10 protein-coding genes are annotated in these 14,195 nt (G+C 62.7%); 5 read left to right on the top strand and 5 right to left on the bottom strand.

Translation table 11 applies throughout. The features are described 5' to 3' along the window. The first annotated feature begins 105 nt into the window (after positions 1-105). Entirely contained in the window at positions 106-1,680 is a 1,575-nt protein-coding gene (locus V2B23_RS15535; protein ID WP_430951175.1) for an AMP-binding protein, read from the top strand. Between the two features lie 134 nt (positions 1,681-1,814). On the opposite strand, the gene V2B23_RS15530 is transcribed toward V2B23_RS15535, so the two are convergent. Then, the gene (locus V2B23_RS15530) at positions 1,815-2,483 is read right to left on the bottom strand and encodes a response regulator (protein ID WP_430951174.1); all 669 of its coding nucleotides are present in this window, start codon (positions 2,481-2,483) and stop codon (positions 1,815-1,817) included. Beyond that, on the bottom strand, positions 2,480-4,123 hold the full coding sequence (locus tag V2B23_RS15525; RefSeq protein WP_430951173.1) for an ATP-binding protein: 1,644 nt from the start codon (positions 4,121-4,123) through the stop codon (positions 2,480-2,482). The genes V2B23_RS15530 and V2B23_RS15525 overlap by 4 nt, the downstream gene beginning before the upstream one ends. A gap of 158 nt (positions 4,124-4,281) precedes the next feature. Between V2B23_RS15525 and V2B23_RS15520 the strand changes: the two genes are divergently transcribed. Beyond that, entirely contained in the window at positions 4,282-5,277 is a 996-nt protein-coding gene (locus tag V2B23_RS15520) for a tripartite tricarboxylate transporter substrate binding protein (RefSeq protein ID WP_430951172.1), read from the top strand. A 95-nt stretch (positions 5,278-5,372) separates the two neighbouring features. Next, a complete protein-coding gene (locus V2B23_RS15515; protein ID WP_430951171.1) occupies positions 5,373-6,755 on the top strand; it encodes a CitMHS family transporter in 1,383 nt (460 codons plus the stop codon). Positions 6,756-6,761: 6 nt separating this feature from the next. On the opposite strand, the gene V2B23_RS15510 is transcribed toward V2B23_RS15515, so the two are convergent. Further along, complete coding sequence (locus tag V2B23_RS15510; protein ID WP_430951170.1) at positions 6,762-7,946, bottom strand: nitric oxide synthase oxygenase; 1,185 nt, start codon at positions 7,944-7,946, stop codon at positions 6,762-6,764. A gap of 237 nt (positions 7,947-8,183) precedes the next feature. On the opposite strand from V2B23_RS15510, the gene V2B23_RS15505 reads away from it, so the two are divergent. Next, positions 8,184-9,344 carry a globin domain-containing protein gene (locus V2B23_RS15505; protein ID WP_430951169.1) on the top strand — a complete coding sequence of 387 codons (1,161 nt, stop codon included), beginning with the start codon at positions 8,184-8,186 and terminating at the stop codon, positions 9,342-9,344. 3 nt (positions 9,345-9,347) lie between these two features. Here the strand turns inward: V2B23_RS15505 and V2B23_RS15500 are convergent, their stop codons facing one another. After that, entirely contained in the window at positions 9,348-10,094 is a 747-nt protein-coding gene (locus V2B23_RS15500; RefSeq protein ID WP_430951168.1) for an FAD-binding oxidoreductase, read from the bottom strand. A gap of 16 nt (positions 10,095-10,110) precedes the next feature. Beyond that, a complete protein-coding gene (locus V2B23_RS15495; protein ID WP_092802481.1) occupies positions 10,111-11,277 on the bottom strand; it encodes an FAD-binding oxidoreductase in 1,167 nt (388 codons plus the stop codon). 238 nt (positions 11,278-11,515) lie between these two features. Between V2B23_RS15495 and clpB the strand changes: the two genes are divergently transcribed. Next, the gene (gene clpB, locus V2B23_RS15490; RefSeq protein WP_430951167.1) at positions 11,516-14,068 is read left to right on the top strand and encodes an ATP-dependent chaperone ClpB; all 2,553 of its coding nucleotides are present in this window, start codon (positions 11,516-11,518) and stop codon (positions 14,066-14,068) included. Positions 14,069-14,195: the final 127 nt, after the last annotated feature.

Here is a 14,195-nt window from a genome sequence, read left to right as displayed (position 1 = left end):
CGGAGGCCCCTCTGGAACCTGTTCCAGTTTTGTGCGATTCTGGATAACGTATTCGTGACCGGGAGCACATCTCGATGACGGCAGGCCAAGCAGAAGGAAGACCAGATGACAGACGAGTTTGCTGACCTCCACCGACCGATTTACGGTCCGGACCTGCTCATCACTGCCCTCGAACGGAACCACGACAAGCCGGCGCTGTACATCGGCGACGTTGTTCTCACCGGCGGACAGATGCGCGATCAGATCAGCTGCTTCGCCCAGGCACTCGCGTCGCTCGGAATCACCCAGGGCACCAGCACGGCGATGCTGTCCAAGAATCGTCCCGAAGTACTCATCAGCATGGGTGCCACCATGATCACCGGTTGTCGCGCCAGTGCTCTCAATCCGATGGGCTCACTCGACGACCACAAGTACATCGTCGACGACGCCGAGATCGAGACTCTCATCTTCGACCCCAACGCTTTCGAGGCAAGGGCGGCAGAGTTGAAGGCGTCGTCGCCGTCCTTGACCACGATCCTGTCGATGGGCCCGTCGGAGATCGGCATCGACATTCTGGCTCTCGCGGCAACTTTCGAGCCTGCGCCGCTCAAAGCAGCGCACGTCGACGCCGAGGACGCCAGCAGCATGGTGTACACCGGTGGCACCACCGGCAAACCCAAAGGCGTTATCGGGTCGTTCCGTTCGGGTGCGGCGCTCAACCAGATCCAGATGTCGGAATGGCAGTGGCCCGAGGAGAATCGCTTCCTCATCTGCACGCCGCTGTCCCATGCCGGTGCCGCGTTCTTCACTCCGACGCTCCTGCGCGGCGGCGCGCTGATCGTGCTGCCCGCCTTCGAGCCCGGAGCAGTTCTCGAAGCGATCGAAAAGTACAAGATCACGGCAACCATGTTGGTGCCCACCATGATCTACATGCTCATGGACCATCCGGATTTCGAGAAGCGGGACGTCTCGAGTCTGCAGACGCTCTTCTACGGAGCATCCGCGATGTCACCGGCCCGCTTGCAGGAAGGCATCAAGAAGTTCGGTCAGATCTTCTTCCAGTTCTACGGTCAGAGTGAGTGCGGCATGACCATCTCGGTGCTCCGCAAGGAAGAGCACCTCGCCGACGACCCGGTTCGACTTGCCACGTGTGGCCGCCCGGTGCCGTGGCTCGACGTCCGGCTGCTCGACGACGACCTGAACGAGGTGCCGCAGGGCGAGCTCGGTGAGATCTGCGTCCGAGGTCCCTTGGTCATGAAGGGGTACTGGAAGAAGCCCGCCGAGACTGCAGAAGCCTTCCGTGGCGGCTGGCTGCACACCGGCGACATCGCGCGCAAGGACGTCGACGGCTTCCTGTCCATCGTCGATCGCAAGAAGGACATGATCGTGACCGGCGGCTTCAACGTGTTCCCGCGCGAGATCGAGGACGTGATCTCCGCGCACCCGTCCGTCGCCTCCGTGGCAGTGGTGGGCGTACCGGACGACAAGTGGGGCGAAGCCGTCAAGGCTTGTGTCGTCTTGCGCGGCGGACTCACCGTCGCCACCGAAGAGCTGGTCGAGCGGGTGAAGGCAGCCAAGGGATCAGTGCACGCACCCAAGAGCATCGACTTCGTGGACAGCCTGCCGCTGACACCGCTCGGCAAGCTCGACAAGAAGGCTCTGCGCGCGCAGTACTGGGAGACCAGCGACCGCGCTGTGTAGACCGCGCTGTGTAGTGGTAAGTGTGAGCATAGTTTTCCTCGAGTGAGCAGCCCCTGCAGCAGGATGCAAGGGCTGCTCACTTCGTAAAAAGGGTGCTAGCTCGCAGCGTTTCCAGGTCTCAGCGTTGCTTGCTCTCAGCGTTTCCAGGCATAGCGCCGTTCCGGGCGGCCCACCACTCCGTACTTCAGGGACGTGGTGGACTGCCCGCTCGCGCACAGGTGCTCGAGATAACGACGCGCGCTTGCCCGCGAGATACCGACGCGTTCGGAAATGTCTGTCGCCGAGGCGGGTTCGGCTTCACCCCGCAGCGCGTTCTCGACCAACTGCAGGGTCTCGGGACTCAGGCCCTTCGGCAAGGGTGCTGCCACAACGCCGGCTACACCGAACGCTTCGTCGACGGCGGTCTGCTCGGCTTCACCCGCACTGTCGAGGTTGGCGTACGTCGATCGGTACCGCTCGAGGCGGTCGCGGAGAACGTCGAACGTGAAGGGTTTCATCAGATAATGCACGACCCCGCTGCGTAGTGCCTTCTTCACCGAGCCTGCCTCGCGCTCGCTGGTGATCACCAGAACGTCGAGTTCGGGAACCAGCTCCCGGAACGGAGCGATGAGATCGAGTCCGGTTGTTCCGGGCAGGTGGACGTCGAGAAGCACCAGATCGGGAACCAGTTCTCCGACCGCAGCAAGTGCAGCCTCCGCAGAGTGGGCAACACCGCACACCTCGAAACCGTCTATCCGCGAAACAAATCCGCTGTGCACACGCGCGACCATGAAGTCGTCGTCGACTACCAGAACTCGGATCATGCGCTCTCTCCGTCATGTAGGACTGCGGTGAAAACCGTCCACTCGAGACCGTCCGCGGCGCGGGTGCTCACGGAGACGTCACCGCCGCGCCGCCGACATGTCAGGCGCACCAACGCCAACCCGAATCCGTGCCCGTCACTCGATTGTCCCTTGGTGCTCCAGCCCTGGCTGAACACCCGCTCTCGATTTTCGGGGGCGACGCCGGGACCGGCGTCCTCGACACGCACTTCGACGGAGCCGCCCAGACCGCGAATCGACAATCGAACCGTCCGCCGCTCCGTCTCAGACATTTCGGCCACGGCATCGACGGCATTGTCGACGAGGTTTCCGACCACCGTCGCCACATCGCGCCCGAGCGCGCGTTCGAGAGTGCCCAGATGCGAATCGGCCGACAGTTCGACAGTCACCAATCCCTGTGCCGCCGCACCGATCTTGGCAATGACGAGGGCGGCGGTGCCCACATCGGCAATCTTGTCGGTGACCGCCGCGCTGATCTGCGCTCGCTCCATGGTCAACCCTTCGACGTAGCCGACAACTTCGTCGTATTCGCCGAGTTGGATGAGACCGGAAATAGTGTGCAGTTGATTGTCGAACTCGTGAATATGGGCGCGCAGAGCGTCGGTGCTGGTTTTGGTGACGTCGAGTTCTTCCTCCACGGCCCGCAATTCGGTGCGATCGCGGAACGTGGTGACCGACCCGATGGTGCGGCCCTTGGACTCGATGAGCACGGTATTGAGAACAAGGAGTCGATCGCCGACCAGAACCAACTGATCGGATTCTGTTGTCCCGGAGGTCAGAACGCTCTGCAACCGATCGTCGAGTCCCAGATCTCGGACGGATTCGCCCGCGCTGCCGTAGGCGATGTCGAGAAGTTGGTGGGCGCTCTCGCTCATGAGCACCACGCGCCCCTGCGCGTCGAAGGCGATGACTCCCTCCTTGAGTCCGCGCAGCATTGCCTCGCGGTGGCGGACAAGATCGAGGATCTCGCCGGGTTCCATCCCGAGTGTCTGACGTTTGACCCTGCGGGCCAACAGGATCGAGCCGACTGCGCCGATCACCGAAGCAACTGCGAGATACACCAGGAGGTTCGGTGCCGACTGCAGTAGGCGGGTCCAGATCGACGGGTACTCGATCCCGACTATCGCGCTGCCGGTGATCGAACCGTCGTTGCCCAGAATCGGAACCTGTGCTTCGACGGCCTTGCCGGAGGACGTGTCGACCAATCCCGTCTCGGACCGGCCCTGAGTCTGCGGTACGGCAGTGCCGACATCGCCGGGACGCGTGGAGATCACAACGACGGAGTCTTGATCTGCAAGGGACACGTACGTGACGCCGGAGATTGCGCGCACCGAGTCGACAGATCCCTGCAGTCCTGAGCGGATACGGGTCTGAGCCCCGGGGAGTAGCTCTCGCACTGCCGGATTGGCGGCAAGCGACTCTGCTGCCGAGAGTGCGCGGCGCCCCTCCTCGCGCTGGAAACTCGCCGACGACTGCGCAAGCGAGAGCGCGGTCACGCAGAGAAGAACCGCCACGACGATCAGGAGTTGCAGTTCGAGAAGTTGTGTCGCCAAGGTCTGTCGCCGACGACGGAAACGGGCGCGCAGCGGTATGCGTTCGGCCTGCGCGCTTCCTGTGGACACCTGCCAGACCATAGCGCGGTAGTCGGGCACCGGGAAAGTGGCTGTTCGTGAGCACAATGAGCACAAAGCACTTTGCGTTCCCAATGGTGACTCCAGTCACAAAGTGCGCCAGTATGAAATCTGTTCACACATCGAACCAGGCAGGAATGGACAACATCATGAGTGCATCGACGCGGCGGAGCAGGTACATTGCCCTGCTGGCTGCTTGCGCGACAGCTCTCGCGGCGGCGATCGGATGCACTCCGGTCGAGTCCTTCCTCGCGGGTGGTCAGGCCGGAGGCAGTTCCGAGGAATTGCGCATCCTGGTGCCGTCGGTTGCCGGTGGTGGTTACGACCTGACCGCCCGAACCATGGTGCAAGCCTTTGCCGACGAGGGGACCGCCACCGCCGACGTTCTGGTTCTGCCCGGATCGGGTGGCATCGTCGGACTCAACCGGTTGGTTCTCGAACGGGGTAACCCCGATCTCCTGATGGTGATGGGGCTCGGCGTGCTCGGATCCGTGGAAATTCTGCCGTCCCAGCACACGCTTGCCGATGCGACCCCGATCGCGCGGTTGATGGAAGAACCGGAAGCTGTTCTGGTTCCGTCGGATTCACCGTTCACAACCCTGGCGGATCTGACATCGGCGTGGACGCAAGACCCGTCGTCGATCTCGAGAGGCGGGGGTTCGAGCGAGGGCGGACCGGACGGGCTGTTCCGGCTACTCCTGGCGCGGGCCGTCGGCGTCGATCCTGCGCTGTCGCCGTCACGCACGTACGACGGCGGCGGTGAACTGCTCCCAGCGCTACTGACGGGGCAGGTCGATGTCGCGGCAACCGGTCTCGGCGAATACCTGGATCAGATTGCGGCAGGAACGGTTCGGGTTCTTGCGGTCAGTTCACCCCAGCGCTCGCCGGCGGTGGACGCGCCCACCTTGGCTGAACTGGGCGTCGACGTCACCTTTACGAACTGGCGAGGCCTCATGGCACCGCCGGGGCTGACCGACGATCAGCGACTGCGTCTGCAGGCACTGGTGACGGACTTGGCGGCCAGCCCGCGATGGAACGAGCTTTCCCGCCGAAACGGTTGGAACAGTGCAGTTCTCATCGAACCCGAGTTCTCCGAGTTCCTGCAAGATCAATCCCGGTTTGTCGCTGTGACTTTGGACCGGTAGAGCGTCACCACAGAAGTTTCGTTTCACCCTCACCAAGACATCAGCTCGATGTGCTGTGCCTTCTTCTCCTCGTTCCATACGCAAAGGAGCTCACCATGCTCGTCACACTCGGCTTCCTCATGGTTGCGGTGTTCATGTTCCTCATCCTCACCAAGCGTGCAACACCGGTGGTGGGACTGACACTGGTTCCCGTGGCCTTCGGATTACTCGCCGGAGCGGGCCTCGGGATCGGCGACATGATCACCGACGGCATCAAATCGCTTGCTCCCACCGCGGCGCTCTTGTTCTTCGCGATCATCTTCTTCGGCATCATGATCGACGTCGGGCTGTTCGATCCGCTCGTGAAGTTCATCCTCCGGTTGGTGCGCGACGATCCGATGCGATTGGTGGTCGGCACGGCAGTACTGGCGATGGTGGTCTCCCTCGACGGCGACGGTTCTACGACGTTCATTATCGTGACGTCCGCGATGTTGCCGCTCTACCTCAAACTCGGAGTAAGTCCGGTGGTGCTGACAGTGGTCGCCGGGCTGTCCAACGCGACGATGAACATTATTCCGTGGGGCGGTCCCACCGTCCGGGCAGCAAGCGCCTTGGGACTTTCGCCGTCCGATGTCTTTGTTCCGATGGTGCCGTCGCTGATCGTCGGATTGATCATGGTGCTCGCGTTTTCGGTTCATCTCGGGATCATGGAGCGTCGTCGGATCGGGACTTTGGTCCTCACTTCTGAACGCATCCTCGAAAAGGTCGGAAACGGAGGGACTTCCAGCGCCGGCAGTGACAACAGCGGTAATGCCGACGACAGTGACGACGGCGGCGATACCGGACGCTTCATCGACGGCCTCGACCCCAAGCGGGATACTCTGCGGCCGAAGCTCCTGTGGTTCAACGCCGCGCTGACGACCGTACTTCTGGTTGTTCTCGTCATGGATGTGCTGCCCATCCCGGTGCTGTTCATGATCGCGTCGTCGATCGCTCTCGCGGTGAACTTCCCTGCCGTCAAGGATCAGGGTGAGGCGATTGCCAGGCACTCGGCGAGCATCGTGTCCGTTGTCGCGATGGTGTTGGCGGCAGCAGTGCTGACCGGCGTTTTCCAGGGCACCGGCATGGTCGAGGCGATGGCCGAATGGCTCCTGCAGGTCATTCCCGACGCGATGGGCTCCCACCTTGCCGTCATCACCGGCGTCCTGAGCATTCCGCTCACGTTCTTCATGACCAACGACGCCTTCTACTTCGGCGTATTGCCGGTGCTGTCGGAGACGGCGGCGCAGTATGGGATCGAGCCGGTGGAGATGGCCCGGGCGTCGATCACCGGGCAGGCCGTGCACATGCAGAGCCCGCTGGTCCCGGCGATTCTGCTGCTCGTGACGTTAGCCGGTGTGTCTTTGGCGGATCACCACAAGAAGGTCCTGTGGCGCGCCGGCCTCATCTCGATCACGATGCTCGTGGTCGGAGTTGCGTTGGGGCAGATCCCGTTCTGAGCGTGATCACGTGTGGAAGGGGCACCGACCTTGGTCGGTGCCTTTTTTCTTCGTCACGAAGTTGGGGCGAATGGAGAGATCGGGCTCGTCGTAGAGGCGATGGAACGTCGGAGTGAGCGAACTGGACATCGGCGGGTTCACCCAGGACCAGTCCGTCGGGCACTTGCGTCCAGCCTTCTCTTCGCGCTCGATGTGATCGATGAATTGTTTTGCGACAGTGTGGTGGTCGACCATGATGACGCCGGCCTTGCGATAGCTGTGAATAACTGCGCGGTTCAATTCGACCAGCGCACGGTCTTTCCACAGCGTTCGATCGGTGCTGGTGTCGAGCTCCAGATGCGCTGCGACGGCGGGAAGCATGTTGTAGCGATCGGTGTCGCTGAAGTTGCGGGCGCCCACTTCGGTACTGACGTACCAACCGCTGAACGGAGTGCAGGGGTAGACGATTCCGCCGATATCGAGATTCATGTCCGAGACCGCCGGAACGGCGTGCCACTTAAGGCCCAGGTCAGCGAACCACGGGTAGTCGGGATGCTCGATGGGTACCTCGAGGACAAGGTCGGCAGGCACGTCGAAGTACTGCAGTGGTTCGTCCGGAACCGAAATGAGCAGGGGTAGAACGTCGAACGGCGTTCCGGCGCCCTTCCAGCCCATCGACGTAACCTGTTCTGTCAGGTCGACGTGCCACGGGTCGCCCAGAATTGTGCCGTCCGACTGCCGGTAGCCGGCATAGCGGATCAGTTGCGGGCTGAGGATGCGGTACTCCTGGCCGTCCTCGCGGGGAAGCGGTCCGACGGTGACGACGGACTGGAGTGCGCCGCCGTTGGTCGAGAGCCGCAGGTGTTCCCAACAGGCTTCCGCCAGTGCGGATGCGGTGACGGCATCGCGTGCGTCGATGAGTTTGAGGGTGCGCCAATGTGCGCGTCCGACGCACCGTGCGTGGTTGCGCCACGCGAGTTTGGCTCCGACCAGAAGTTCTTCGGCGGTGTGGGTGTACGTTCCGGTCCGATGTAGTTCCCGCAGCGCTTTGCGTCTTCTCGACGTCGGCAGGTGGCTCAATTCCGGGGAGTCGAAAAACTCGACGCACTCGAGTTCGCGGCGTTGAAGATCGGTAGGCACCGGCGGATGTGATACGAGCGGAGTTGATGGAGCGCTACCTGTTGGCAACGCATCCGGTCGAACAATATCCACGGCACGACTCCTGTTTGGCTGGTTCGGATTTCGCTGGACGTTAGCTCAACTGTCGAGCGTGTCGAAACCCTTGCTTATTTTGCACCCCCCAACGAAAAAGGGACGGGCGTACCGAAAAAATCGGCGTGACGTGTGACATATACGGCCAAACATTTACGAGTGGGACATTTGTGACATAAGCTCCCCTCGGAAAGTTTGCGGCTGGTTCTGCCGCGAAAAATCGGGACGAGGATAAGCGTGGATTCGCAAGCAATTTCTCTGGTCCGGTCGAGCTTCAAGTCCATCGTCGCTGAAGAGGGCGGCCCGGAGCGGCTTGCCCGGACCTTCTATTCGCTGCTGTTCGCGCGCTCACCGGAGACGCGCGAGTTCTTTCCGGCTGCAATGGACGTGCAGCGTGACCGTCTGTTCACGGCGATAGCTTACGTGGTCGAACGACTCGGCGAGACAGACGAAATTCTCGAATACCTCGCGCAATTGGGCCGCGATCATCGCAAATACGGTGTAACGGACGAGCATTACCAAGCCGTCGGCAATTCGATGATCGAAGCCTTCGAGATGTTCGGCGGCGCCGAGATGTGGACCGACGAGGTCGACAGCGCCTGGCGCAACGCCTTGGCTGTCATCTCCGCAGCCATGATGGACGCGGCAAACGCAGAAGACGGACCGCCCGCCTGGGGCGCCACGGTGATCGAGACGCGCACCGCGATCAAAGGCGTCGCGATCGTGCGACTCCAACTCGATCAGCCCATGGACTACCGACCCGGTCAATACGTCAGTGTGCAGGTTGGGGCGCGGCCCCGGATGTGGCGATACCTCTCCCCGGCCAATCCGCCGGACGGATCGGGAATCATCGAGTTCCACATCCGGCAGGTAACCGGCGGTTGGGTCAGCCCCGCAATGGTCACCCAGACCACCGTCGGAGACATCTGGGTGATCGGGTCACCGATCGGCGGCCTCGGAATTCCGGAGAACACCAAAGACCTCCTGATGATCGCGTCGGGAACTGGCGTTGCGCCGCTGCGCGCACAGATCTTGGAACTGATCCGCCGTGGCAACACTCGCAAAGTTCACTTGTTCTACTCCGGTGCGCATCCGTGCGATCTGTACGACCTCCCGCATCTGTGGGCCCTCGCCGAGCGACATCCCTGGCTCACCGTCGTCCCGGTCTCGGAAGACGACACCAATCCGTGGTGGCACACCGAGACCGAACCGCTGTCACCGATCGGTATGCCGAAGCGCATGACCGGAAAAGTCGGCAAGGTTGTCACATCGTTCGGGAACTGGGCGGGATGCGACATTCAAGTCGTCGGCAACGAATCCGTCGTGAACAGCACCAAATTCCGGCTCCGGGCCGTCGGCATCGACGCCGCGACCGTTCGCAATGATCCCACGTACTGACCGTCAGTAAGGGTCGAAGCTAATAGCCTCGGCCGGAGTTCCCGTTGCAATCAGACGATCCCGCGTCGAACGCACCATCGCAGCCGACCCACACACCAATACCTGGTGCTCGGTGAAGGCCCCGTACGACGAGACGACGTCGGCAAGCGTTCCCTCCACCAGATGATCCTCACCGAAACCGATGTCGACGCCGAGTCTTTCGGCCCAGCCGTCGGGTGGACCGGCGTCCGTGAGATCTTCGACGACAGGAATCGGTTGCAGCCAGGGCAGTTCGTGGGCGAGTATCCACAGCATGTCCGCCGCGTACAGATCGCGAAGCGTTCGACCGCCGAAAAACAGGTAGACCAGCGGCGGATTCGGCGATTGGGCCAGATCGAGGATGATCGATCGCATCGGCGCCAAACCGGTTCCGCCCGCGATCATGATGACGGGCGGTCCGTTCTCGTCGACGGAAAGTGAACCGCGCGGATCGACGATCGTCCACGTGTCGCCGGGTTGGGTGTCCTTGACTATCGCACCGCTCACCCAACCGCCGGGAACGGTCTTGACGTGGAACTCGAGCTTCCCGTCCTGCGACGGTGGCAGCGCTGGAGACAGCCGGCGAAGCAAGCGGGCATTCTGCGGCACACTCACATCCACGTACTGACCCGGCCGGAACGGCACGACGTCGCCGATCAGGCGAATCACGGCCAGATCCTCACGCAAGCGGTGATGTTCGACGACAGTGCTGGTCCAGGATCGTGAACTCATGGATGTCTCCTGAAAGTCAGTAGAGCGGGTCGTGCAGGATCTGGTCGATCGGGGTGCCACCGGCCCGCAACGCGTAGATCGTGGTCTTGATCATCGACGGCGACCCCGAGATCTGGATCTGACGGTCCGCCCACGAACCGAACCGCGCAACGACCCGACCGATGGGGCCGGTCAGTCGCGAATGCATACCGAACGGCGGCTCGAGTGCCGGCCCGCTGTGCCACCACGGATTCTCGGCTTCCTCGGACACCGGTACGACGGTCAGCCACGGGTTGCTGAGCGAAATGTGCCACAGGGTCTCGAGATCGTAGAGATCACACGGGTAGCGCCCGCCGACAAAAAGATGAACACGTGGATTCTGCGCTCGCTGGGACATTTCCATCACCTGAGCTCGCAGCGGCGCGATCCCGGTGCCCGAGCCGATCATCAGGACGTCCCGGTCGTGCGTGAAGTCCACCTCGAGGCCGCCGAGCGGAGTGGACATGACCCACTGGTCACCGACATTGGTCTCAGTGACGATTGCCGGGCTCACCCAGCCGCCGGAGACCTTGCGGACGTGGAACTCGAGTTGGCCGAAAGGATTGGTCGGGATCGCGGGGGAGTAGTACCGCCACATTCGGGGGCGTTGAGGAACCTGCACACCGACGTACTGACCGGCACCGTACGGAATGGGCGGATCGGTTTCGAGGCGCACTATCGCAAGATCGTCGAGGACCCGTTCGTGGCTCACGACGGTTCCGCCCCACAGTGCCGGGGTGGTATCGGACTCGGCGCCTTCCGCCATCGTGCTCACGACGAACTCGGTGAACTCGGACCAGGCCTCTTCGAGTTCGGGTGTCCACTTGTACCGGCTGTGGGCGCTGGTTCCGTGCATCGACTTCACAGCGCGCCTCATCGCAACGCCGGCAGCCCGGTAGTGCTCGCGTTCGACACCGTACCGGCGGTGATCGAGTCCGAGTTGAGTCAGGAATTTCCGGATCCTGCGCTGCTGCGGCAGATTCTTCACGACAAATTCGATAGCGGTGACAAACCGGTGGCCTTGGGATTCCATCCCGGCCGGGAACAATGAGCGGTACAGAGGATGTTCGGCAAAGAGGGCCGTATAGAACAGTGCTGAAAAGTGGGCGCGAGAGTCGTCGTCGTCGGCCAGAGCGTCGAGGCTGGATTGCAGGCGGGCGATCACCGTCGGATCCAATCGACACCCCCCTCTCGCAACAGCAGCAACTCTCGTCCCAATTCTAGTACGGCTCGAATTGTTACAAACGATGGCGAACCCGCCTGGCCAAATCAAACTTGAGCGGAATAGACTCAAGTTTGTCCGCGTTGAGCATATTGACACGGCCGCACCACCACCCGGAGCGGCCCACAACTTCGACTTCGACGCGCTTGTGGCGACCGGAGCCCGGCCAGAAAGGTGACAAGTGGACTCGTTCACACCAACAACCAAGACCCAGGCTGCGATGACGGCTGCACTGCAGTCGGCGTCGTCGGCGGGTAACCCCGACATTCGACCGGCACACCTGCTGGTCGCACTCCTCGACCAAACCGACGGCATCGCCGGCCCGCTGCTCAAAGCAGTGGGCGTCGACCCCACCGTCGTGCATCGCGAAGCTCAGAGCATGGTGGATCGCCTGCCGAAAACCACCGGTGCCAGCTCCACGCCCCAGCTCGGGCGTGAAGCACTCGCGGCGCTGACCTCCGCCCAGCACCTCGCCACCGAGATGGACGACGAGTACGTCTCCACCGAGCATGTGCTGTACGGACTTGCCGACGGTGATTCCGACGTCGCGACCCTGCTGAAGAATCACGGTGCGACACCAATCGCGCTGCGTGAGGCATTCACCACAGTTCGCGGTAGCGCGCGTGTCACCAGCCCTGAGCCGGAAGGCACCTACCAGGCGCTGGAAAAGTACTCCACCGACCTCACCGAAGCCGCACGCAGCGGCAAGCTCGACCCGGTGATCGGTCGCGACACGGAGATTCGACGCGTTGTGCAGGTGCTCTCGCGTCGTACCAAGAACAACCCGGTACTCATCGGTGAACCCGGCGTCGGCAAGACCGCGATCGTGGAGGGCCTTGCCCAACGCATCGTCGCGGGTGACGTCCCGGAATCGCTGCGCGGAAAGACCGTCATCTCCCTGGACCTCGGGTCCATGGTGGCCGGTGCCAAGTATCGCGGTGAATTCGAAGAGCGCCTCAAGGCGGTTCTCGACGACATCAAGAACAGTGCCGGACAGGTCATCACCTTCATCGACGAGCTGCACACCATCGTCGGCGCCGGAGCCACCGGCGAATCCGCGATGGACGCAGGCAACATGATCAAGCCGATGCTCGCCCGCGGTGAGCTGCGGATGGTCGGTGCCACCACGCTCGAGGAATACCGCAAGTACATCGAGAAGGACGCCGCACTCGAGCGTCGCTTCCAGCAGGTACTTGTCGGTGAGCCCTCGGTCGAGGACACCGTCGGCATCCTGCGCGGCCTCAAGGAGCGCTACGAAGTGCACCACGGCGTGCGCATCACCGACTCCGCGCTGGTAGCAGCAGCTTCGCTGTCCGACCGCTACATCACGTCGCGGTTCCTCCCGGACAAGGCCATCGACCTCGTCGACGAAGCCGCATCGCGCCTGCGCATGGAGATCGACTCGCGTCCCGTCGAGATCGACGAGGTGGAACGTACCGTCCGCCGCCTCGAGATCGAGGAAGTGGCACTCGAGAAGGAAACCGACGACGCGTCGAAGGCGCGGCTCGAAAAGTTGCGTCAAGAACTTGCCGACGACCGCGAAAAGCTCAGCCAGCTCAGCACTCGCTGGCAGAACGAGAAGCAGGCCATCGACTCGGTGCGCGTGCTCAAGGAACAGCTCGAATCCCTGCGAGGAGAGTCCGAACGCGCTGAGCGTGACGGCGATCTGGGCAAGGCAGCCGAGCTGCGCTACGGCCGCATCCCCGCGTTGGAGAAGGAACTCGAAGCCGCAGCAGAGGCTTCCGGAGCTGCCTCCGACGGCGACGTGATGCTCAAGGAAGAGGTCGGGCCGGACGACGTCGCAGACGTGGTCGCAGCCTGGACCGGCATTCCGGCCGGCCGCATGATGGAAGGCGAAACCGAGAAGCTGCTCCGTATGGAGTCCGAACTCGGCAAGCGCGTCGTCGGACAGACCGATGCCGTCGTCGCCGTCTCGGATGCGGTCCGCCGCGCCCGAGCAGGTGTTGCCGACCCCAATCGGCCCACCGGTTCGTTCCTGTTCCTGGGCCCGACCGGTGTCGGTAAGACGGAGCTCGCCAAAGGCTTGGCGGACTTCCTCTTCGACGACGAGCGCGCGATGATCCGCATCGACATGAGCGAATACGGTGAGAAGCACTCGGTGGCCCGACTCGTCGGTGCCCCTCCGGGATATGTCGGCTACGAAGCCGGCGGCCAGCTCACCGAAGCAGTCCGGCGACGCCCGTACTCGGTGGTCCTCTTCGACGAGGTCGAGAAGGCACACCCCGACGTGTTCGACGTCCTGCTTGCAGTGCTCGACGAAGGCCGACTCACCGACGGTCAAGGCCGCACGGTGGACTTCCGCAACACCATCCTGATCCTGACCTCCAACCTGGGATCCGGTGGAACACGGGAGCAGGTCATGGACGCGGTACGCCACGCGTTCAAGCCCGAGTTCATCAACCGTCTCGACGACGTGGTCATCTTCGACTCGCTCTCCGAAGAGCAGTTGGAGCACATCGTGGACATCCAGCTCGAGCAGTTGCAGAAGCGTCTGGCTGCCCGTCGACTCACCCTCGAGGTGAACGGTGCGGCTCGGATGTGGCTCGCGGTGCGCGGTTACGACCCGCTGTACGGCGCTCGGCCACTGCGTCGACTCGTCCAGCAGTCGATCGGCGACCAGCTCGCCAAACTGCTCTTGGCCGGCAAGGTCCAGGACGGAGACACCGTGCACGTCGGTGTCAGCGAGGACGCGGACCAATTGGTTCTGTCCTGACGGTTCTGTCCTGATGCGGTAAGCGAAATGCCCCGTCGATCCGTGCGGATCTGAACTGGTCCCCGATAGTTGGACTGGCCGGCTTGCAGCTTAAGCCGCGAGGGCCTGGGCTCGGTATTGCACCGGG

The sequence above is a fragment of the Rhodococcus sp. 24CO genome, assembly GCF_050586165.1.
Taxonomy (GTDB): domain Bacteria; phylum Actinomycetota; class Actinomycetes; order Mycobacteriales; family Mycobacteriaceae; genus Rhodococcus_F.
This window is presented reverse-complemented; position numbering and strand designations above follow the sequence as displayed.

Excerpts from the sequence above, each read along its gene's own strand:
- V2B23_RS15535 (WP_430951175.1), top strand. The coding sequence starts at position 106 with ATGACAGACGAGTTTGCTGACCTCCACCGACCGATTTACGGTCCGGAC.
- V2B23_RS15520 (WP_430951172.1), top strand. The coding sequence starts at position 4,282 with ATGAGTGCATCGACGCGGCGGAGCAGGTACATTGCCCTGCTGGCTGCT.
- V2B23_RS15530 (WP_430951174.1), bottom strand. The coding sequence starts at position 2,483 with ATGATCCGAGTTCTGGTAGTCGACGACGACTTCATGGTCGCGCGTGTG.
- V2B23_RS15515 (WP_430951171.1), top strand. The coding sequence starts at position 5,373 with ATGCTCGTCACACTCGGCTTCCTCATGGTTGCGGTGTTCATGTTCCTC.
- V2B23_RS15500 (WP_430951168.1), bottom strand. The coding sequence starts at position 10,094 with ATGAGTTCACGATCCTGGACCAGCACTGTCGTCGAACATCACCGCTTG.